Origin of the sequence: Luteimonas granuli (assembly GCF_007795095.1) — a bacterium.
GTDB classification, from domain to species: domain Bacteria; phylum Pseudomonadota; class Gammaproteobacteria; order Xanthomonadales; family Xanthomonadaceae; genus Luteimonas; species Luteimonas granuli.
Genome location: NZ_CP042218.1, coordinates 2288933 through 2308597 on the forward strand (window position 1 = coordinate 2288933; position 19665 = coordinate 2308597).

General features: G+C 70.7%; 20 protein-coding genes, 5 tRNA genes and 1 pseudogene. 18 read left to right on the forward strand and 8 right to left on the reverse strand.

Annotated elements, in window-relative coordinates; all coding sequences use genetic code 11:
- Window positions 1–8: 8 nt before the first annotated feature.
- Window positions 9–1097, forward strand: coding sequence for a sensor histidine kinase (locus FPZ22_RS10535; RefSeq protein ID WP_144892793.1), 1089 nt, complete (start codon window positions 9–11; stop codon window positions 1095–1097).
- On the forward strand, window positions 1094–1834 hold the full coding sequence (locus FPZ22_RS10540; RefSeq protein WP_168198984.1) for a LytR/AlgR family response regulator transcription factor: 741 nt from the start codon (window positions 1094–1096) through the stop codon (window positions 1832–1834). The genes FPZ22_RS10535 and FPZ22_RS10540 overlap by 4 nt, the downstream gene beginning before the upstream one ends.
- On the opposite strand, the gene FPZ22_RS10545 is transcribed toward FPZ22_RS10540, so the two are convergent.
- The gene (locus tag FPZ22_RS10545) at window positions 1792–2730 is read right to left on the reverse strand and encodes a helix-turn-helix transcriptional regulator (protein WP_144892797.1); all 939 of its coding nucleotides are present in this window, start codon (window positions 2728–2730) and stop codon (window positions 1792–1794) included. The two genes, FPZ22_RS10540 and FPZ22_RS10545, sit on opposite strands and share 43 nt — an antisense overlap.
- 289 nt (window positions 2731–3019) lie before the next feature.
- Window positions 3020–3436, reverse strand: coding sequence for a hypothetical protein (locus tag FPZ22_RS10550; RefSeq protein WP_144892799.1), 417 nt, complete (start codon window positions 3434–3436; stop codon window positions 3020–3022).
- Window positions 3437–3525: 89 nt separating this feature from the next.
- Here FPZ22_RS10550 and sufT point away from each other — a divergent pair, with 89 nt between their 5' ends.
- Window positions 3526–4077, forward strand: coding sequence for a putative Fe-S cluster assembly protein SufT (gene sufT, locus FPZ22_RS10555; RefSeq protein ID WP_144892801.1), 552 nt, complete (start codon window positions 3526–3528; stop codon window positions 4075–4077).
- 35 nt (window positions 4078–4112) lie between these two features.
- Here sufT and FPZ22_RS10560 read toward each other — a convergent pair whose 3' ends face one another.
- The 3 genes from FPZ22_RS10560 to wrbA are packed head-to-tail and all read right to left on the reverse strand — an operon-like array spanning window position 4113 to window position 5599.
- Window positions 4113–4598 (reverse strand): asparaginase domain-containing protein, encoded by a 486-nt coding sequence (locus FPZ22_RS10560; RefSeq protein WP_144892803.1) that lies wholly within the window; start codon window positions 4596–4598, stop codon window positions 4113–4115.
- A 48-nt stretch (window positions 4599–4646) separates the two neighbouring features.
- A complete protein-coding gene (locus FPZ22_RS10565; protein ID WP_144892805.1) occupies window positions 4647–5009 on the reverse strand; it encodes a DUF2069 domain-containing protein in 363 nt (120 codons plus the stop codon).
- Window positions 5009–5599, reverse strand: a complete 591-nt coding sequence (wrbA, locus tag FPZ22_RS10570) for an NAD(P)H:quinone oxidoreductase (RefSeq protein WP_144892807.1) — start codon at window positions 5597–5599, stop codon at window positions 5009–5011. The genes FPZ22_RS10565 and wrbA overlap by 1 nt, the downstream gene beginning before the upstream one ends.
- 97 nt (window positions 5600–5696) lie before the next feature.
- Here wrbA and FPZ22_RS10575 point away from each other — a divergent pair, with 97 nt between their 5' ends.
- Together FPZ22_RS10575 and FPZ22_RS10580 are read left to right on the forward strand one after the other, a co-directional pair.
- On the forward strand, window positions 5697–6965 hold the full coding sequence (locus FPZ22_RS10575) for a YihY family inner membrane protein (protein ID WP_144892809.1): 1269 nt from the start codon (window positions 5697–5699) through the stop codon (window positions 6963–6965).
- Window positions 6966–6970: 5 nt separating this feature from the next.
- Window positions 6971–7564 (forward strand): TlpA family protein disulfide reductase, encoded by a 594-nt coding sequence (locus tag FPZ22_RS10580; RefSeq protein ID WP_144892811.1) that lies wholly within the window; start codon window positions 6971–6973, stop codon window positions 7562–7564.
- 70 nt (window positions 7565–7634) lie between these two features.
- On the opposite strand, the gene ppk2 is transcribed toward FPZ22_RS10580, so the two are convergent.
- The 3 genes and pseudogenes from ppk2 to hemA form a co-directional block, all read right to left on the reverse strand.
- Complete coding sequence (gene ppk2 / locus FPZ22_RS10585) at window positions 7635–8423, reverse strand: polyphosphate kinase 2 (protein WP_168198985.1); 789 nt, start codon at window positions 8421–8423, stop codon at window positions 7635–7637.
- 37 nt (window positions 8424–8460) lie between these two features.
- Window positions 8461–9548: pseudogene (prfA, locus tag FPZ22_RS10590) on the reverse strand (peptide chain release factor 1).
- Window positions 9526–10884, reverse strand: a complete 1359-nt coding sequence (hemA, locus tag FPZ22_RS10595) for a glutamyl-tRNA reductase (protein ID WP_144892815.1) — start codon at window positions 10882–10884, stop codon at window positions 9526–9528. Before hemA ends, prfA begins: the two are co-directional and overlap by 23 nt.
- Window positions 10885–10935: 51 nt before the next feature.
- Here hemA and FPZ22_RS10600 point away from each other — a divergent pair, with 51 nt between their 5' ends.
- The 13 genes from FPZ22_RS10600 to FPZ22_RS10660 all read left to right on the forward strand — a co-directional run bounded on the left by FPZ22_RS10600 (window position 10936) and on the right by FPZ22_RS10660 (window position 19657).
- Window positions 10936–12654, forward strand: a complete 1719-nt coding sequence (locus FPZ22_RS10600; protein WP_246120694.1) for a tetratricopeptide repeat protein — start codon at window positions 10936–10938, stop codon at window positions 12652–12654.
- Window positions 12651–13313, forward strand: a complete 663-nt coding sequence (gene lolB, locus FPZ22_RS10605; RefSeq protein WP_144892820.1) for a lipoprotein insertase outer membrane protein LolB — start codon at window positions 12651–12653, stop codon at window positions 13311–13313. The genes FPZ22_RS10600 and lolB overlap by 4 nt, the downstream gene beginning before the upstream one ends.
- A complete protein-coding gene (gene ispE / locus FPZ22_RS10610; RefSeq protein ID WP_425463045.1) occupies window positions 13292–14209 on the forward strand; it encodes a 4-(cytidine 5'-diphospho)-2-C-methyl-D-erythritol kinase in 918 nt (305 codons plus the stop codon). Before lolB ends, ispE begins: the two co-directional genes overlap by 22 nt.
- Window positions 14172–14248, forward strand: a tRNA-Gln gene (locus FPZ22_RS10615). Before ispE ends, FPZ22_RS10615 begins: the two co-directional genes overlap by 38 nt.
- A gap of 39 nt (window positions 14249–14287) precedes the next feature.
- Window positions 14288–15250 carry a ribose-phosphate diphosphokinase gene (locus FPZ22_RS10620; protein WP_144892824.1) on the forward strand — a complete coding sequence of 321 codons (963 nt, stop codon included), beginning with the start codon at window positions 14288–14290 and terminating at the stop codon, window positions 15248–15250.
- A gap of 107 nt (window positions 15251–15357) precedes the next feature.
- Window positions 15358–16011 carry a 50S ribosomal protein L25/general stress protein Ctc gene (locus tag FPZ22_RS10625; RefSeq protein ID WP_144892826.1) on the forward strand — a complete coding sequence of 218 codons (654 nt, stop codon included), beginning with the start codon at window positions 15358–15360 and terminating at the stop codon, window positions 16009–16011.
- A 50-nt stretch (window positions 16012–16061) separates the two neighbouring features.
- Window positions 16062–16643, forward strand: coding sequence for an aminoacyl-tRNA hydrolase (gene pth, locus FPZ22_RS10630; protein WP_144892828.1), 582 nt, complete (start codon window positions 16062–16064; stop codon window positions 16641–16643).
- A 7-nt stretch (window positions 16644–16650) separates the two neighbouring features.
- Window positions 16651–17742 carry a redox-regulated ATPase YchF gene (gene ychF / locus FPZ22_RS10635; protein WP_144892830.1) on the forward strand — a complete coding sequence of 364 codons (1092 nt, stop codon included), beginning with the start codon at window positions 16651–16653 and terminating at the stop codon, window positions 17740–17742.
- Between the two features lie 120 nt (window positions 17743–17862).
- Window positions 17863–17948: transfer RNA gene (locus FPZ22_RS10640), tRNA-Tyr, on the forward strand.
- A gap of 12 nt (window positions 17949–17960) precedes the next feature.
- Window positions 17961–18034, forward strand: a tRNA-Gly gene (locus FPZ22_RS10645).
- Between the two features lie 44 nt (window positions 18035–18078).
- Window positions 18079–18154: transfer RNA gene (locus FPZ22_RS10650), tRNA-Thr, on the forward strand.
- Window positions 18155–18210: 56 nt separating this feature from the next.
- Window positions 18211–19401: an elongation factor Tu gene (tuf, locus tag FPZ22_RS10655; RefSeq protein WP_144892832.1), complete on the forward strand. Its 1191-nt coding sequence runs from the start codon at window positions 18211–18213 to the stop codon at window positions 19399–19401.
- A gap of 180 nt (window positions 19402–19581) precedes the next feature.
- Window positions 19582–19657: transfer RNA gene (locus FPZ22_RS10660), tRNA-Trp, on the forward strand.
- The last annotated feature ends 8 nt before the right edge of the window (window positions 19658–19665 follow it).

Genomic DNA, 19665 nt, shown 5'->3' on the forward strand with positions numbered 1-19665 from the left:
GTGGTGCCATGGACAAGCGGACCTCCCGGGTCGCGTCGGCGGTCACTCTGCTCTGGCTCGCGTACGGCCTGATGTTGTGGGCGGAGTTCCTGATCATCCAGGCGAGGCAGGGGTTTGGCGGCGGCTCGCAGAGCGCATTCGGCATGGCGATGGTGTCGGCGGCGATGTGGATCCCGCTGACGCTGGTCCTGCTCTGGGTGGTGGAGCGCTTTCCGATCGAGCGTGACCGCGTGCTCCGATCGCTGGCGGTGCTGACGGCGGCGGTGGTCGCGGTGATCGTGCTTCGTGGGCTGGGTGTGCTGTGGCTCAATCCCTGGGTGGGCTGGTACGCGGAGACACCTTCGCTGGGCTCGCTGCTGCGCGTCAGCCTGGCCAACAAGAACTTCCTGGTGTCATGGCTGCTGATCGGAGCCGCCCATGCCTGGCTGTACGCGCGTCGTGCCGCCCAGCGTGAACGGCAGTCGCGCAAGCTCCAGGTGATGGTCGTCCAGGCCCGCCTCGATGCCCTGAGCGCACAGCTCAATCCCCACTTCCTGTTCAATGCGCTCAACTCGATCGCCGAGATGGTGCACCGCGATGCGGAGTCCGCCGACAGGATGCTCGTGGCCCTGGGTGAACTGCTGCGCGCGAGCCTCGAACACCGGGACACGCAGTGGGTGACGGTGCGCGAGGAACTCGGCCTGCTGCGTGATTATCTGGATATCGAGCGTTACCGGCTGGGCGACCGCCTGCAGGTCGAATGGAACGTCGATCCCCGCGCAGAGGTTGTGCCGGTGCCGCCGCTGCTGCTGCAGCCCCTGGCGGAGAACGCGATCCTGCATGCACTGTCGCTGCGCACCGTCCGCGGCGTGCTTGCGATCGACGTCAGGCTGGACGGGGAAGAACTGAGCGTGGGCATTTCCGACGACGGCGGTCAGCGGCCTTCGGCGCCCCGTCACGGGCGGGGGCTCGGCAACCTGCGCGAACGCCTGAAGTACGCCTATGGTCGCGCCGATCTGCTGCGCCTGGCTCCCAATGCGCGCGGAGGGATGACGGCCCACCTGCGGCTGCCGGTGTCCATTCCGTGTCCGCACGTTGCCATGGCGGATGCGGCATGAACGCGATGAAGGTCGCGATCGTCGATGACGAGCCGCTGGCGCGCGCCAGGCTGGCCCGCCTGCTCGATGCCCAGCCGGGCGTGGAGGTCGTCGGCCAGCATGCCGACGGTGGCAGCGCGCTGGCCGCGCTGTCCAAGGAGGCCGTGGACGTGGTGTTCCTCGACATCCGGATGCCGGAGCTTGGTGGCTTCGCGTTGCTGGAGCGCCTTGCGCCGGGGCGTCGGCCGATGGTCGTCTTCGTGACCGCCTATCCCGTCCACGCGCTGGATGCCTTCGAGGTCCAGGCGATCGACTATCTCCTCAAGCCGCTGTCGGAGCGGCGTCTCGTGCAGGCCCTGTCGCGCGCGCGCGAGCTGCACGCCCTGCGCACGGCCCACGCGGCCGATCCGTCGGTCGGCCGCTACCCGAAGCGCATCGCGGTGCCGGAGCGCGGACGGATGCGTCTGATCCAGGTCACCGAGATCATCCATGCGTCCGCGCGCGGCAACTATGTGGAGATCGCGCTCGAAGACACCAGCTATCTGATCCGCGACACGATGACCGGCTTCGCCGCCCGCCTGGACCCGGCCATTTTCGTCCGGATCCATCGTTCGCGGCTCGTCCGCATCGATATGGTCGAGCACGTGGAGCCGTATGGGCCGGCGCAGTACTGGCTTCGCCTGCGCAACGGGCAGGGGATGAGTTCCGGCCGGAGCTATCGGGACCCGGTGCGGGCCGCCCTCGGACTGCTGAGGTAGCCGGAGGAGGGCCGACATGGCCCGCTGATGCGCTCGGCCGCGGCGATGGCATTCGAGGTGCGCGCCTGGGCAACGCAGGCACGCGCCTTCCGGCTCTCGGTCAGGCGGGCGGCATGGCGTCGGCGCGCTTCGCTGGTCGTTGTGCCGAATGCGCTCTTGAAGGCGCGGCAGAACGAGCTCTGGCTCTCGAATCCCAACAGCTCGGTGATCTCGTGGACCTGCATCCGGGTCTCGTGCACCAGGGTCCAGGCACGCTGTTGGCGCAGGCTGCTCGCATACTCGCTCGGTGTTTCGCCGAACGCGTCGCGGTAGATGCGCAGAAGGTGGCAGGGCGAATAGCTGGCGAACGCCGCAAGGCGCCCCAGGTCGATGCGGCTGTCCCCCGTGCGACGGATCATGTTGCGCACGCGAAGCAGGCGCAACAGCGTCCGCTGGCGATGCTGCAGGGTGCGGCCGCTGCAGCGTTGCAGCGGAGCGAGCAGCCAGGCCTGCGGTTCGTCGAGCGCGACGCACAGGGCGGTGACCGCGCCACGAACGGCCTCTCCCGGCCGCGGCGACCGGCCGGGATTCATCGCGCGGGCGACCTGCAGCATGGCGCGGGCGAGGGTGCGCGGGCAGGGCCCTTCCCAGGGGAACAGCGTCAGCTGCGGCTGGCCGGCGCTGGCCGGGAGGTGTGGTCTCCATGCGTCCGCGTCGCCGTAGAGCGCCAGGCAGCGGGAGGACGCATGGGAGGTGATGCGGAGCGGGCCTTCGCGCCACAGGAGGGCGCTGCGGCGCGGCAGCGCCCAGCGGCTGTCCGGGGACTCCAGGTCGAGCCGGCCCGACAGGTTCACCAGCAGCGCGATCGTTCCGGCCGGCAGCCGTGCTCCACCGTGTCGCCCATGGACATGGATCATCTTGAGGAGGGTGGAGCCCGACCGTTCCGGCTCCCGTGCGTATTCACGTCGTTGCAGATGATGATCGATGGCCACGTCGTCTCCGGTTTTCGGGCGTGCCTGCGGAGCGTCGCCGCGGGCAGGGACGAGTGCCGGTGGGGTGGGACGAATCGAATCGTTGCTGGGACGAAATGAATATTGAACGTGACGAGCGTGGCCGCTTCGTTCGATGAACCGCCGGTGGCGGCCTGCCCGGGCGCCCGGAGCCGCTGCGCGCCGGCCTTCCGGTGGCCTCCGGATGCGCGATGCCTCAGCGCGAAAGCGCGGCGGCAACCACCAGCGAGGCGGCGAACCAGGCGAGGTCGACCCCCGTCATGGCCACGCCGGCCATGGCCCACGCCAGCGATGGCCCCATCCGCAGGGCCGACTCCCAGGGCGGCAGCCCCAGCATCGAGCCCACGTGGGCGGCGATCACCCCCCATTGCGCGAGGACGATGATCACGGCGGTCACGGAGCCGCCGGCCGCGGCGCGCGCCCAGCCCGGGCGGGCGCGGATCAGGCGCAGCAGCAGGGCGGCGTCGACGGCGGCAACCACCGCCAGGGCGCTCAGCGTGCCGCCGGTGCCCGCTGCCAGCAGCGTCCAGATCGCCGCGAATCCCGCGCATCCGATCGCCAGCACGGCGACGTGGAACGCCCGACGGATCGCGTTACGGTGTGCTGCGGTCATCGGGGCGGACGGACGGGGGCGGGCCAGCATACCGGGATCGCGTAGAATGCGGTGCTTGCACGCGGCCCTGCCGCCCCCATCTGGTCCCCATGTACTCCCGCAACAGCGAACCCGTCCGTTTCGAGCGCGATTGCGCTGCCGTCCTCGTACCCCAGGGTGACGAGGTCACGCTGCCGGCCGGCAGCGTCGGCTACATCACCCAGGCGCTGGGCGGCAGCTTCACCGTGTTCGTCGAAGGCAATCTGTTCCGGATCGCCGGGAGCGATGCCGACGCCATCGGCAAGGAGCCGCCGGAGCCGCTCGAGCTGCCCGACGGTGCGGACGACGCGGCCGTCGAACAACTGGTCTGGCGGCAGCTGCGGACCTGCTTCGACCCGGAAATTCCGATCAACATCGTCGACCTCGGCCTGGTCTACGAGGCGGTGGTTCATCCCGCCGAAGGCGGCACACGCAAGGTCGACGTCACGATGACGCTGACAGCACCCGGTTGCGGCATGGGCGAGGTCCTGGTGGACGACGTGCGCAGCAAGCTGGAAATGATCCCGACCGTGGTCGAGGCCGATGTCGAACTGGTGTTCGACCCGCCGTGGACCCGTCACATGATGTCCGAGGCCGCGCGCCTGGAAACCGGGATGTTCTGAAGCGCCGGCGGGCCGTGGGCCCCGACCGGGGCGCTTCAGGCCGCCTCGAAGCGGTTCGCGCTGACGTTCTTGCGGACCTTGAGCGGATCCCAGATGCGGCCGTTCATGGCGATGTACACGCCCGGCGGCAGCGACTGCACCGCGCCGACCGCGGTCCCGATGTTGAACTCCGCGTCCGAGCCCCGGAAGCGCGCAGGGTTCAGCGCGCCGGTGAGCACGATGGTGCGGTCCTCGAGCGATGCCAGCGCGCGCGCGGTCTCGACCATGGTGTCGGTGCCGTGGGTGACCAGCACGTGCCGTGTCTGCTGTGCGGCGATGGTCGCGCGCAGCAGCTCGCGGTCGGCGTCGTCGATGTGCAGCGAGTCCTTGCGCAGGATCGGGATCACCCGGAAGCGGAAGGCCACGCCGAGTTCGTCAAGGATGCGGCCGATCTGCGGCTCCCCCACCTGGAAGTCCGACTTGTCGTCGAAATAGACCTTGTCGATCGTGCCGCCGGTGGTGACGACCAGCAGTTCATCCATCGCGAAATCCTCGAAAGCGTCCGGAGCGTGCGCCCGCGTCCGTGCATTCTAATCCTTCGCGCCGTCGCCCTTCGCGCGATCGCGTCCGAAGCGCGCCCGCAAGGCCGGCCAGCTCGCCGCGAACACGATGCCCAGCGCCAGCGCCACCTCGGTCAGCGCCCAGGTGCGGTCGCCCGCGCGCTCCCAGGCCAGCATCACGCCGTGGGAGAACCATCCCAGCGCCAGCACCGCCGCCCAGAACGCAGCGGTGCGCCTTCCGGCGAGCACGCCCGCGGCCAGCAGCAGCGGCGGCAGCGCGAACACGACCAGGGCCTGCAGATAGTGCGCGTCGCCGGCGAACCAGGCCGAGAACAGCGCCGCCAACGCCAGCAGCAGGAGCGCCAGTAGACGTCGCGGCCCCGCCAGCGCCATCAACCCAGCCTCGCGGCGAGTGCGGCGATGCGCCGGCCGAGCGCGCGCGCCAGCTTCGCCTCCTCGTCGCTGGGCGTCGGATCGTTGTCCCCGCCGGCGACGTGGCTGGCGCCGTACGGCGTGCCGCCGCTGCGCGTGGACGACAGCCCGGGCTCGGTGAACGGGATGCCGGCCACCACGCAGCCGTGGTGCAGCAGGGGCACGAGCATGGTCAGCAGGGTGGATTCCTGGCCGCCGTGCAGGGTGGCCGTCGAGGTGAACACACCCGCCGGCTTGCCGACGAGGGTTCCGCTGGCCCATTCGCCGCCGAGCCCGTCGAGGAAGTGCTTGAGCGGCGCGGCCATGTTGCCGAAGCGGGTGGGGCTGCCAAGCAGCAGGCCGCTGCATTCGACCAGGTCGCGGGGCTCGACGTAGGGCGCGCCTTCCTCGGGCACGGGCGGTGCGGCGGCCATGGTCACCGGCGCCACCGGCGGCACCGTGCGCAGCCGCGCCGACATGCCTTCGACCTCGCCGACGCCGCGTGCGACCTGGCGCGCGAGCGCTGCCACCGAGCCGCCGCGGCTGTAATACAGGACCAGGATTTCGGCCATGGGTTCTCCTCCGGGACCGGCAAGCATAGCGGCAGCGGCTCCGGCACGATGCCGCCACCCGGCGTCGCGCGCCGCCCGATCGGGTAACCTCACGGCGATGGAGCCACTGGATTCGCTCAACCGCTGGAGCGAGCGCCTGCGGGACCGCGCCCGCGCCGGGACCTTCGCACGCTTCCTGTGGCGGCGCTTCCTCGACGATCGCCTGTTCGAGGCCGCGGGCGCGCTGTCGTTCACCACCACCTTCGCCCTGGTGCCACTGTCGATGGTGGTGTTCGGGGTGCTGTCGGCGTTCCCGGTGTTCGAGGAGTGGCGCGGCCTGCTCATCGAGTTCGTGTTCGCCAACTTCGTGCCCGACTCGGCCCGGGGCATCAGCGACTGGCTGCTGGCGTTCTCCGGGAACACGGGCAAGCTCACCGCCGTGGGCGTGATCGCGCTGGTGGTGTCGGTGCTGGTGACACTGGTCGGGATCGAGGCCGCGTTCAACCGCATCTGGCGCGTGCACACCGCTCGGCCACGACTCTCGCGCTTCCTGGTGTACTGGACGGTGCTGACGCTTGGCGCCCTGGTGGCCGCCGCCAGCCTGTCGGTGGTCGGCCGCGTGTTCGCGCTCGACGTGTTCCGGACCGGGGCCGGTCAGTGGCTGCAGGCGGCGCTGCTCGACGCCGCGCCCGTGGTGATCGAGCTGCTGTCCTTCGCGCTGATCTACCGCGTGGTCCCGCACCGCACGGTGCAGTGGCGGCATGCCTTCGCCGGTGCCACAGTAGCGGTGGTGCTGCTCGAGATCGGCCGGCGGCTGATCGGCTTCTACCTCGGCAGCTTCAACGCCTACCAGAACATCTACGGCGCGGTGGCCTTCGTGCCGATCTTCCTGCTGTGGCTGTACTTCGGCTGGGTGAGCATCCTGCTCGGCGCCTCGTTCGCGGCCTCGGTATCGGCGTTCCGCTACCAGCCGGCGCACCTGCGGCTGCCGCAGGGCTACGAGATCTACGCGATGCTGCGCCTGCTGGCGCGCTTCCGCGAAGCGCGCGCCGAGGGGAAAGGGCTGCACAGCGACGGGATCCTCGAGTGCGAGCCGGTGCTGACCGACGCCCTGGTGCAGGAGACGCTGGGCCAGCTGGAGTCGATCCGCGTGGTGCGCCGCGCCGAGACCGGCGAGTGGCTGCTGGCCCGCGATCTCGACGACCTGACCCTGGCCGAGCTCTACGAAGCCGGCCAGCTGCGCATCCCGATCGCCGAGGCGCACCTGCCCGGCGCCGACGACGCCCGCGGCGCCGCGGTGGTGGCGACCATCGACCGGCTGCGCCTGCCGCTGCGGGACCTTCTGCGCCGACGCGTCGGTGACTGCCTCGACCCCGATACGGAATGAATGCCATGCCACTGCGCTACGTACTGGCCGCCTGCCTTGCGGCCCTGCTCCTCACCTCCTGCCAGCAGGAAGGCCCCCGGCCGGAATCGCCGGAAGCGGCGGCACCCGCGGCCGGCGCCGCAGGCGAAGCGCCCGCGCCAGACCGGCAGTCCGACGCCGGGGCAGGCAACGCCGAGTATCCGACCCTGGTCGTGACCACGCTCGACGGCGACCGCTACGAGCTCGCCGACCGCCGCGGCCGGTGGGTCGTGGTGAACTTCTGGGCGACCTGGTGCGCGCCCTGCCTGAAGGAGATGCCGGAGCTGTCGGCGCTGGACGCCATGCGCGAACACGTCGAAGTGATCGGGCTGGCCTACGAGGACACCGACGCCGACACCCTGCGCGCCTTCCTCGACAAGCATCCGGTGGCCTACCCGGTGGCGATCGTCGACACCTACGACCCGCCGCGCGACTTCCCCACGCCGCGCGGGCTGCCGCTCACCTGCCTGGTGGCGCCGGACGGCCGCCTGGTGAAGACCTTCCTCGGGCCGGTGACCGCGGCGGAGCTGGAGGATGCGATCGCGGCCGCCGGCGGGCCCGCCCCCGGGCGGCCGGGCTGACCGCTCCGGCTGGAGGCCGTCGGGAAACCCGCCTCCCCGGGCGTCCCGGCCTGGCGCCCGGCATCAGGCGTCAGGCGTCGTCGTCGATCTGGTAGTGCGGGATCGGCTGCAGCACGCCGTAGCGCTCCCTGGACGGCTTGCCCTGCAGCGGCGCGAGCTCCGGGTGGCATTCGGGCACCGAAACGTCGGGCAGGCGGTCGAGCAGGTTGCGGATCAGGGCCAGGCGGCCGGACTTCTGATGGTTGTAGTCGACCAGGGTCCAGGGCGCATGCGGGGTATGCGTGGCGGCGAGCATCGCTTCGCGGGCCCGCGTGTAGTCGTCGTAGCGCATCCGGGCCTCGAAATCGATCGGCGACAGCTTCCAGGCCTTGAGCGGGTCTTCCCTGCGTTCGGCGAACCGCTCCTCCTGCTGTTCCTGGTCGCAGCACAACCAGTACTTGAACAGCCGGATGCCGCCGTCGACGAGGAGCTTCTCGAACGCCGGCACCTGCAGCAGGAACGCCTGGACCTGCTCCTCGGTGGCGAAGCCCATCACCTGTTCCACGCCGGCGCGGTTGTACCAGCTGCGGTCGAACAGCACGATCTCGCCGGCGGAAGGCAGGTGGCGGACGTAGCGCTGGAAGTACCACTCGCCCTGCTCGCGCTCGCTCGGCTTCGGCAGCGCGACGACGCGGTACTGGCGGGTATCGAGGTGTTCGGTGATGGCCTTGGCGGTGCCGCCCTTGCCGGCCGTGTCGCGGCCCTCGAGCACGATCGCGATGCGCTCGCCCCTGTGCCGGGCCCAGCGCGCCATCGCCACCAGCTCCAGCTGCAGGGACTCGATCTCGCGCTCGTAGGTCTTGCCCTTGATCTTCTCCACCGTCCCTGCCTCCCGTTCGTGGTTCAGGCCCTGCGGGTCATGCCGCCTGCCCGGACAGCCGGGCCAGTTCGTCCGCCTGGTGTTCGCGCGCGAGGCGGTCGACCAGGGGTCGAGTGCGCCGTCCATGACGCCGGGCAGGTCGTACAGGGTCAGGCCTTCGACGCGATGGTCGGTGATCCGGCCCTGCGGGTAGTTGTAGGTGCGGATGCGCTGGCTGCGGTCGCCGCTGCCGACCTGCAGCTTGCGGCTGGCGGCGGTGGCAGCAGCGCGGCGCTCGGCCTCGGCCTCGGCAAGCGTGGCGCGCAGGCGCTTCATGGCCTTGTCTCGGTTGGCGTGCTGCGAGCGCTCGGTCTGCGATTCCACTACCACTCCCGAGGGCAGGTGGGTGATGCGGATCGCGGAGTCGGTCTTGTTGACGTGCTGGCCGCCGGCGCCCGAGGAGCGGAAGGTATCGACGCGCAGGTCGGCGGGATTGATCTCGACCGGTTCGCCTTCTTCCTCCACCGGGATGATCGCGACCGTCGCCGCCGAGGTATGGATACGGCCCTGGGATTCCGTCTCCGGCACGCGCTGCACGCGATGCGTGCCGGATTCGAACTTCAGCCGTGCGTAGACACCGGTGCCCTCGATGCGGGCCACGGCTTCGCGGAAGCCGCCATGCTCGCCCGGGTTCGCGGATTCGATGTCCACCCGCCAGCCCTGGCGTTCGGCGTAGCGGGTGTACATGCGCAGCAGGTCGCCCGCGAAGATCGCCGCCTCGTCGCCACCGGTGCCGGCACGGACCTCGAGATAGATGCCGCCGTCGTCGCGCGCGTCGCGCGGGACCAGCAGCGTCATCAGGGTGTCGTCGAGCTCGGCCAGGCGTGCGTTGGCGGCGGCGACTTCGTCCTCGGCCAGTTCGCGCAGCTCGGGGTCGGCGCGCATGGCTTCGGCGGCCTCGAGGTCGGCGCGGGCGCGGGACTCGGCGGCGAGCGCGGCGGCCAGCGGCTCGAGGCCGGCGAACTCGCGCGAGAGGGCGCGGAACTTCGCCTGGTCGCCGGCGACCGAGGGCTCGGCCAGCAGGCGCTCGAGTTCGTCGCGACGCTCGGCCAGTGCCTCGAGCTTACGGCGCAGGGTCGGCAGCATCGCTGTCGTCGCGGGTGGCATCAGGGGTGCGGTTGTCGCCGGTGGCCGCCGCGGCAGGCGCGTGCGTCCGAGGTGCGGCGGCTTCGGCCGGCAGCATGCGTTCGACGGCCTCCAGCATGGCGGTGTCGCCGGTGGCCGCGGCTTCGCGCAGCGCGGCGGTCGGCGCGTGCAGCAGTCTGTTGGTGAGGGTATGGGCAAGGAACTCCAGCACGGCCTCGGGCGAAGAGCCCGCGGCGAGCTGCTGGCGCGCACGCTCCAGGACGTCGGACCTGACCGCTTCGCCGTGGGCGCGCAGGCGCTTGATCGGACCGCTGCGGGCGCCGGTGGCCCGCAGCCGCGCGAAGCTCGCCACCTGCAGGTCGATGATCGATTCCGCGGCGTCGGCGGCTTCGCGCCGGTTGCGGCGGTTGTCCTCCACGGCGCGCTCCAGGTCGTCGACGGTATAGAGGTAGGTGTCGCGGAGCCCGCTGACCGAGGGTTCGATGTCGCGCGGCACCGCCAGGTCGAGCAGCAGCATCGGCCGGTGCCGGCGCGCGGCCATCGCGGCTTCGATCTCGGCGCGGCGGATCACGGGCTCACGGCTGGCGGTGGCCGAGAACACGATGTCGGCGAGGTGCAGGTGGTGGCCGAGCTCGTCCAGGGGCAGGGCAATGCCGCCATGACGGTGGGCCAGCGCCTCGGCGTGGCGGTAGGTCCGGTTGGCGACCATCAGCCGCTTGACCCGTGCCGCGGCGAGGTGGCGGGCAGCCAGCTCGATCGTCTCGCCCGCGCCGACCAGCAGTACGGCCGAGTCCTCGATCCGCGCGAAGCTGTCCTCGGCCAGGCGCACCGCCATCGAGGCCATCGACACCGGACTGTTGCCGATGCGGGTCTCGGTGCGCGCCCGCTTGGCGGTGACGAAGGCGTGCTGGAACAGGCGATCGAGGTGGCTGCCGAGCGTGCCCGCGCCGCGCGCCGTGGCCCAGGCCTCCTTCACCTGGCCCAGGATCTGCGGCTCGCCGAGCACGAGCGAATCCAGGCCGGTCGCGACCCGGAACAGGTGCCGCGCGGCCTCGTCACCGGCGTGCCGGTACAGATAGGCCTGCAGCGACGCGGCGTCGCCGGCCGGATCCTCCGGATGCGTGGCCAGCCAGTTCACCAGCGCCCGGCCCTCGTCGTCCGCCACCGCGTAGAGCTCGGTGCGGTTGCAGGTGGACAGCAGCGCGACTTCCCGCACGCCGGGCAGGGCGCGCAGCTGGGCGAGCGCGGCCTTGAGCCTTTCATCGGCAAAAGCCACCCGTTCGCGCAGTTCGACCGGCGCGGTCTGGTGGTTGAGGCCGATGGCGACGAGGCTCATGTGTTCAGGAGCTTGCGATAAAGTGCTGACATGACACGGCCTCATTTTACGGTGCCCGGGCGCCGCGCGTCGCCGGGAGCCCGGCAGGGCGGCTTCGCGGCCGTTCACGGCCTGGCGGGACTGCTGGCGGTCGTGCTCGGCGTGCTGGCGACCGGCCCGGCGCCAGCGCGCGATGCCGGCGCAGGCGGGCCGCTGCGCGAGGTGATGGCCGCCGAGTTCGCGGTCTCCGCCGGACGCCTGGACGAGGCGGTGCGATGGTACCTGGCGGCCGCCCGCGCCGCGCCCGGTGACGCCGCGCTGGCGTCGCGGGCCACCCGCTACGCCCTGCTGGGCCGCGACGATGACGCGCTGCGGGAGGCGTTGGCCCTGTGGCGCGAGCGGGCCCCCGAATCGCTGGGCATGCAGGGTGCGAGCGCCACCCTGGCCTTGCGAACGGGCAAGGCGCGCGCAGCGCGGCGCCAGCTCGAGGCCATGCTCCGCGACGGCGGCGCGCGTGGCTGGCTCGCCGCATTCGCCGTGCTGGGCACCGGTAGCCGTGATCCCGAACTGTCCGCACGCGTGCTCGGCCAGCTGTTCGACCGGGGCGCGCTGCCGACCCGGCCCATGGCCCTGGCCGCGGCGGGGCAGCTGGCTCTGGGACTGGGCGACGACGCGCTGTTCGGCCGCATCGACGCGGTGGCGCGGGAGCTCCATCCCGGCGATCCGGCCCTGGGCCTGCTGCGCGTGCGCCATCTACACCGGACCGGCCGCAGCGACGAGGCGCGTACGGTGCTCGATGCCCTGGCGACGGGCGCCGCGCTCCAAGGGCCGGGCATCCGCGAGCGGATGGCCCTGGCCTACGGCGAGCTGGGTGCCGCGGACGCGGGCGCGGCCCTGCTGGCCGCGGCGCCTGCCGCCGGCGACCTCGGCCAGCTCGCGCTGCGCGCCTCGTTGCTGGCGGAGGCCGGGGACAAGGAGGCGCTGTCCGGACTCTACGAACAGCTGGCCAAGGGCGCCGAAGTGCCGGACCCGGCGCGGCGGCTGCTGCTGGGCCAGGTCGCGGAATTCCTCGAGCTGCCGGAGCAGGCGCTGGAGTGGTACCGGAGCGTGCCCGGCGGCGAGCAGCGTGCCACCGCCAGGCTGCGCGAAACCAAGGTCCTTCACGACCTGGGCCGGCGCGAGGATGCCTGGCAGGCCCTGCACGACCTGCAGCAGGACGCGGAGGCCGAGGGGAACCTGCGCCGCGACGCCTACCTGATGGAGTCGGAGCTCCGTCGCAAGGATGACGATGCCGAGGGCGAGCTCGATGCCCTGGCTCGCGGCCTGGCCGCCTTCCCCGACGAATCGGCGCTGCTGTACTCGCGCGCGCTGCTGTGGGAGCGGCGCGACGACATCCCGCGCGCGGAGGCGGACCTGCGCCGGATCCTGGTGGCCGAGCCCGACAGCACCGCAGCGCTCAACGCCCTGGGCTACACCCTCGCCGATCGCACCGAGCGCTACGAAGAGGCGCTGGAGCTGATCGAGCGCGCGCGCCTGGCCGAGCCCGCGAATGCCGCCATCATCGACAGCTACGGCTGGGTGCTGTACCGGCTCGGCCGCCACGAAGAGGCGCTGGTCGAGCTGCGTCGTGCCTTCGTGCTGGAAAAGGACGCCGAGATCGCTTCCCACATCGGCACTGTGCTCTGGGAGCTGGGCCGCCGGGAAGAAGCCAGGGAGTGGTTCGAGCAGGCCCGGAGCATCGACCCGGACAACCGGTCGTTGCGGCGGGCGCTGGAGGACATCGGCGGATGAGGACGGTCGCGGTCGTTGCGCGGGTGCTTTCCGCGCTGGCCTGCGTCGCGCTGCTCGCGGCCTGCGCCACCCGTCCGCCGTCTGCGCCCGCGCTGCCGGCACTGGGGGCGGCCGAGCTGGCGCGTGCCGAGGCGATGCAGGCCGATCGCGCCCGGGCGCTGGCCGCGGTGACGGTCTGGGGCTTCACCGGACGGGCGTCCATCACCAGCGGCGACAGGGGCGGCAGCGGACGCATCGAGTGGCGGCAGCGGGGCGGGAGCTTCGAGGTGGCCCTGGCGGCACCGGTGACGCGGCAGGGCTGGCGGCTGTCGGTCGATGCCGGCGGTGCGCGCGTGGAGGGCCTCGAAGGAGGGCCCCGCACCGGCCCGGATGGCCAGCAACTGCTGTATGAAGCCACCGGGCTCGAGGTGCCGGTCGGCGCGCTGGGCGCGTGGCTGCGCGGCCTGCCCGCCGACGAGGCCATCTACGGCCCCGCGCACCTGGATTTCGGCGCCGACCTGCTGCCGGCGCGATTGCGGCAGGCGGGCTGGAACATCGATTTCCGCGGCTGGCTGGAGGCGGGCGACAGCGGCCGGGCCCTGCCGCTGCGCATCGACGCCCGCCGCGGCGATGCCGGGGTCCGTCTCGTGGTCGACGACTGGGGCGGGGCGGGGCCGTGAGCGCGCCGGCCTGGTCGGCGTGGCCGGCGCCGGCCAAACTGAACCTGTTCCTGCGCATCACGGGACGCCGGGCCGACGGTTACCACAGCCTGCAGACCGTCTTCCGGATCCTCGACTGGGGCGACACCATCCATCTCCGGCCGCGCTCCGACGGCCGCATCGTCCGCCACGGCGACGATCTGGCGGCGGTCCCGGAGGCCGTCGACCTCACTTTGCGCGCCGCCAGCCTTCTGCGAACGGAGTTCAACGTCGCTCAAGGTGCGGATATCCGCGTCGAAAAGCGCGTTCCTGCCGGGGGCGGCTTCGGTGGCGGATCCTCGGATGCCGCCACCGTGCTGCGGGCACTGGATGCGGTCTGGGGGCTGGAGGCCGGTGTCGAGGCGCTGGCCGTGCTCGGCGCCGGGCTGGGCGCCGACGTGCCGGTCTTCGTCCGGGGCCACAACGCCTGGGCCGAGGGTGTGGGCGAGCGCCTGGAGCCGGTGGAGCTGCCACCGGCCTGGTATGTGGTCGCCGATCCCGGCGTCCATGTCGCCACCGCGGCCCTGTTCCAAGCCCCTGAATTGACGAGAGATGCCGCGCCCGCGACAATAGCCGACTTCGCTTCGGGTGCTCCGCTCGGCAATGTGTTCGAGCCGGTGCTGCGTCGCCTGGAACCGGCCGTCGAAGCCGCCTTCCAGGCGCTTTCGCGCGTCGGCACGCCACGTCTGACCGGGACGGGCAGCGGTTGCTTCGTCGAGTTCGCCACGCGCGGTCTCGCCGAGGCCGCGCTCGCCGGGCTGCCTCACGGGCTTCGCGCCCGGGTGGTCGCCGGCGCGCCGCGTTCGCCGCTGCTCGATGCACTTGCGGCCTGGCCACCGCAGGGGCGTCGCCAAGAGGTCCAAGGCACCGGGTTTTGATCCCGGCATTCGCAGGTTCGAATCCTGCCGCCCCTGCCAGACAATCGTCGTCGCAATTGCGTCCAGCGGAGTAGTCCCGTGAAAAAGGAAGATGGCAACCTGCTGATCTTCTCCGGCAATGCCAATCGCCCTCTCGCCCTGGACGTGTGCCGTGAACTCGGCGTGCGTCCCGGCAAGGCGCTGGTGTCCACGTTCTCCGACGGCGAGGTGCAGGTCGAGATCGAGGAGAACGTGCGCCGCCAGGACGTGTTCGTGGTGCAGTCCACCTGTGCCCCGACCGCCGAGCACCTGATGGAGGTGCTGGCCCTGATCGACGCGCTCAAGCGCGCCTCGGCCAGCAGCGTGACCGCGGTGGTGCCGTACTTCGGCTATGCCCGCCAGGACCGCCGCATGCGTTCCTCGCGGGTGCCGATCACGGCCAAGCTGGCCGCGCGCATGTTCACCGCCGCGGGCGCCGACGGCCTGCTGACCGTCGACCTGCACGCCGACCAGATCCAGGGCTTCTTCGACATCCCGCTGGACAACGTCTACGCCTCGCCGCTGCTGCTGGCCGACATCTGGCGCGCGCATGGCACCGACAACATGGTCGTGGTCAGCCCCGACGTCGGCGGCGTGGTCCGTGCCCGCGCCATCGCCAAGCGCCTGGACGATGCCGACCTCGCGATCATCGACAAGCGCCGCCCGAAGGCGAACGTCGCCACGGTGATGAACATCATCGGCGACGTGGCCGGCAAGACCTGCGTGCTGGTGGACGACATCGTCGATACCGCCGGCACGCTGTGCGCGGCTGCCGCGGCGCTCAAGGCGCAGGGCGCCACCAAGGTCGTGGCCTACTGCACCCACCCGGTGCTGTCGGGCGCGGCCATCGACAACGTGACCCGCTCCCAGCTCGACGAACTGGTGGTCACCGACACCATCCCTCTGTCCGAAGCCGCCCGCGCCTGCGGCCGCATCCGCCAGCTCAGCGTCGCGGAGCTCCTGGCGGAGACGATCCGCCGCATCGCCTTCGGCGAATCGGTCAGTTCCCTCTACGTGGACTGACGGCCTCCGGCCGGCGGTCCCGACCCGCGTCAACACCGGCTTCCCTGGTCGCGGGGGAGCCACCACGCCGCCGCGAGGCGGTCAATCCACAGCAAGTGAGCAAACCAATGAGCAACCAGAAGATCACGGCCGCCAGCCGCAAGGACGAGGGGAAGGGTGCGAGCCGCCGCCTGCGTCATGCCGGCGAGATCCCGGCCATCGTCTACGGCGGCGACGCCGCCCCGCAGAGCATCCAGCTCAACCACGAGAAGGTCTGGGTCGCCAGCCAGCACGAGTGGTTCTATTCCTCGATCATGGACCTCGAGGTCGATGGCAAGGTGCAGCCCGTGCTGCTGCGCGACATGCAGCGCCATCCGTATCGCCAGCTGATCATGCACCTGGACTTCCAGCGCGTGAACCTGAAGGAGGCCATCCGCGTCCACGTGCCGCTGCGCCTGGTGAACGCCGAGGGTTCGCCGGCCGGCAAGACCGCTGGCGTGGTCCTGACCCAGGAGCTGAACGACGTCGAGGTCATCTGCCTGCCGGGCGACCTGCCCGAGGCGATCGAGGTCGACCTGTCGAAGATGGAGATCGGCGGCACCGTGCACCTGTCCGAAGTCGCGCTGCCCAAGGGCGTCGAACTGGCCGTCAAGCTGGACGACGAGCACAACCCCGCCGTGGCCGTGGCCCGCCACGCCCGCGTCGAGGCCGAGCCCGAGGCTGGTGAGGAAGCGGCTGGCGGCGTGCCTGCCGCGAAGCAGGAAGGCGCCGAGGAGAAGTAAGGCGCACGGCGCCGGCGCTTCCCCGAGAGGCGCCGGCCCGCGCCGAAGCGATGGACGGCATCCGCCTCATTGTCGGACTGGGCAATCCCGGTCCGGAGCACGCACGGACCCGGCACAACGCCGGGTTCCGTTTTGTCGACGCCCTGGTGGCGCGCGAAGGCGAGCGCTTCCGGGTCGACGGCAAGCTGTTCGGCGAGGTCGCGAAGGTGCGGATCGCCGGTCACGAGGCCTGGCTGCTGAAGCCGGCCACCTTCATGAACCTCAGCGGCAAGTCGGTGCTCGCCGCGCTGCGCTTCTGGAAGATCGAGCCGGAGCAGGCGCTGCTGGTCCACGACGAACTCGACCTTCCCCCGGGCGTGGCCCGGCTCAAGTTCGACGGCGGCCACGGCGGCCAGAACGGGCTGCGCGACACCATGCGCCTGCTCGGCCACGGCCGCTTCCACCGCCTGCGCATCGGCATCGGCCATCCCGGCCACAAGGATCGGGTGACCGGCTGGGTGCTGGGGCGCCCGTCGCCCGAGGACGACATCCTCATCGGTCGCGCCATCGACGACGCGCTCGACGTGCTGCCGCTGGTCATGCAGGGCGACTACATGGACGCCATGACGCGGCTGCACACCAACAGGACCTGACACATCTATGGGCATCACCTGCGGCATCGTCGGCCTGCCGAACGTCGGCAAGTCGACACTTTTCAACGCGCTGACCCGGGCGGGCATCGCCGCGGCCAATTTCCCCTTCTGCACCATCGAACCCAACGTCGGCGTCGTGCCGGTGCCGGACCTCCGGCTGAATGCGCTGGCGGAGATCATCAATCCGCAGAAGGTGATCCCGACCGCGGTGGAGTTCGTCGACATCGCCGGCCTGGTGGCCGGCGCCGCCAGCGGCGAGGGCCTGGGCAACAAGTTCCTGGCCCACATCCGCGAGGTGGATGCGATCTGCCACGTGGTCCGCTGTTTCGAGAATCCTGACGTGGTGCACGTCGCCGGCCGGGTGGATCCGATCGCCGACATCGAAACCATCGACACCGAGCTGGCCCTGGCCGACCTGGAGTCGGTGGACAAGGCGCTGCAGCGCGCCGAGCGTTCGGCCAGGACCGGCGACAAGGACGCGAAGGCGCGGGTCGAGGTGCTGCAGCGACTGCGCGCCGGTCTCGACGCCGGTACCGCCGCCCGCGCCCTGGGTCTGTCCGAGGACGACCGGGCGATGGTCCGCGACCTCTTCCTGCTCACGATGAAGCCCGTGATGTACGTGGCCAACGTGCTCGAGGACGGCTTCGAGGGCAATCCCCACCTGGATGCGGTGCGGGCCCGGGCGGCGGGCGAGGGTGCCGAGGTGGTGCCGGTCTCGGCCGCGATCGAGGAGGAGCTGAGCGAGCTCGACGAGGCCGATCGCGACGTCTTTCTGGCCGACCTCGGCCTGGAGGAACCGGGCCTGAACCGCGTCATCCGCGCGGCCTACAGCCTGCTCGGCCTGCAGACCTACTTCACGGCTGGCGTCAAGGAAGTCCGCGCCTGGACGGTCAAGGCCGGCTCCACCGCCCCGCAGGCCGCGGGCGTGATCCACACCGACTTCGAGAAGGGCTTCATCCGCGCCGAGACCATCGGCTACGACGACTTCATCCGCTTCAGGGGCGAGGCCGGTGCCCGCGAGGCCGGGCGGCTGCGCCTGGAGGGCAAGGAGTACCGCGTGCAGGAGGGCGACATCCTGCATTTCCGCTTCAACGTCTGAGGCCACGGCCCGCCGGCCCCGGGGCGGACGCTGGTTTCCGATGCCCTGAGGCCTGCAGGCGTTGACAGCCACGATCCGGACCGTCAAAATCGTGGGCTGTTTTCACCGGTTCGAAGTGCTGGAGGGATACCCAAGCGGCCAACGGGGGCAGACTGTAAATCTGCTGGCTTACGCCTTCGGTGGTTCGAATCCACCTCCCTCCACCAGCAATCCCCGGCGCGGGAGTAGTTCAATGGTAGAACCTCAGCCTTCCAAGCTGATGGTGCGGGTTCGATTCCCGTCTCCCGCTCCACCGCGGGGGTATCATTGGCACCCGCCGCGCAGGGCACAACTCACGCTCACGTAGCTCAGTCGGTAGAGCACCTCCTTGGTAAGGAGGAGGTCGATGGTTCGATTCCATTCGTGAGCACCACCTTCGGGCCGCCAGGCGCGGGCCCTCCATCCAACAGTTCAACGAGATACGCAATCATGGCCAAGGGTAAGTTCGAGCGCACCAAGCCCCACGTGAACGTGGGCACGATCGGTCACGTGGACCACGGCAAGACGACGCTGACGGCGGCGCTGACGAAGATCGGTGCGGAGCGTTTCGGTGGCGAGTTCCACGCCTACGACGCGATCGACAAGGCGCCGGAAGAGAAGGCCCGCGGCATCACGATCTCGACCTCGCACGTGGAGTACGAGAGCCCGACGCGCCACTACGCGCACGTCGACTGCCCGGGCCACGCCGACTACGTCAAGAACATGATCACCGGTGCGGCGCAGATGGACGGCGCGATCCTGGTGTGCTCGGCCGCGGACGGCCCGATGCCGCAGACGCGCGAGCACATCCTGCTGGCCCGTCAGGTCGGCGTGCCGTACATCGTGGTGTTCCTGAACAAGGCCGACATGGTCGACGACGCCGAGCTGATGGAGCTCGTCGAGATGGAAGTGCGCGAGCTGCTGTCGAAGTACGACTTCCCGGGCGACGACACCCCGATCATCAAGGGTTCGGCGCTGAAGGCGCTGGAAGGCGACCAGTCGGAGATCGGCGTTCCGGCGATCATCCAGCTGGTGGACGCGCTGGACACCTGGATCCCGGAGCCGCAGCGCGACGTGGACAAGGCGTTCCTGATGCCGGTGGAAGACGTGTTCTCGATCTCGGGACGCGGCACGGTGGTGACCGGCCGCATCGAGCGCGGCGTGATCAAGGTGGGCGAGGAAATCGAGATCGTCGGTATCCGCCCGACCCAGAAGACCACGGTCACCGGCGTGGAGATGTTCCGCAAGCTGCTGGACCAGGGCCAGGCGGGCGACAACGCGGGTCTGCTGCTGCGCGGCACCAAGCGTGACGACGTCGAGCGCGGCCAGGTGCTGGCGAAGCCGGGTTCGATCACCCCGCACACCGAGTTCGAGGCCGAGGTGTACGTGCTGTCGAAGGACGAGGGCGGCCGCCACACGCCGTTCTTCAAGGGCTACCGCCCGCAGTTCTACTTCCGCACCACCGACATCACCGGTGCCGTGACCCTGCCGGAAGGCGTGGAGATGGTGATGCCGGGCGACAACGTGAAGATGGTGGTCCAGCTGATCAACCCGATCGCGATGGACGAGGGTCTGCGCTTCGCGATCCGCGAGGGTGGCCGTACGGTCGGCGCGGGCGTCGTCGCCAAGATCATCAAGTAAGGTCGCGTATCCCGGCGGCCTTTGGCCGTCGTGATACGGGTCGCCGTTGATCCGGTCCGCCCACGGCGGACCGGATAACGCCGACAAGGGCCATCGGCGGTACGCCGACGGCTTGTGGTGACGCCGGGCGAGTCGTTAGCGGCTCGCCGTTGGCGTCTATGAGGTTCGGAAAATCTGTACACGCCAGTAGCTCAATTGGCAGAGCAGCGGTCTCCAAAACCGCAGGTTGGGGGTTCGAGTCCCTCCTGGCGTGCCATGCAGCAA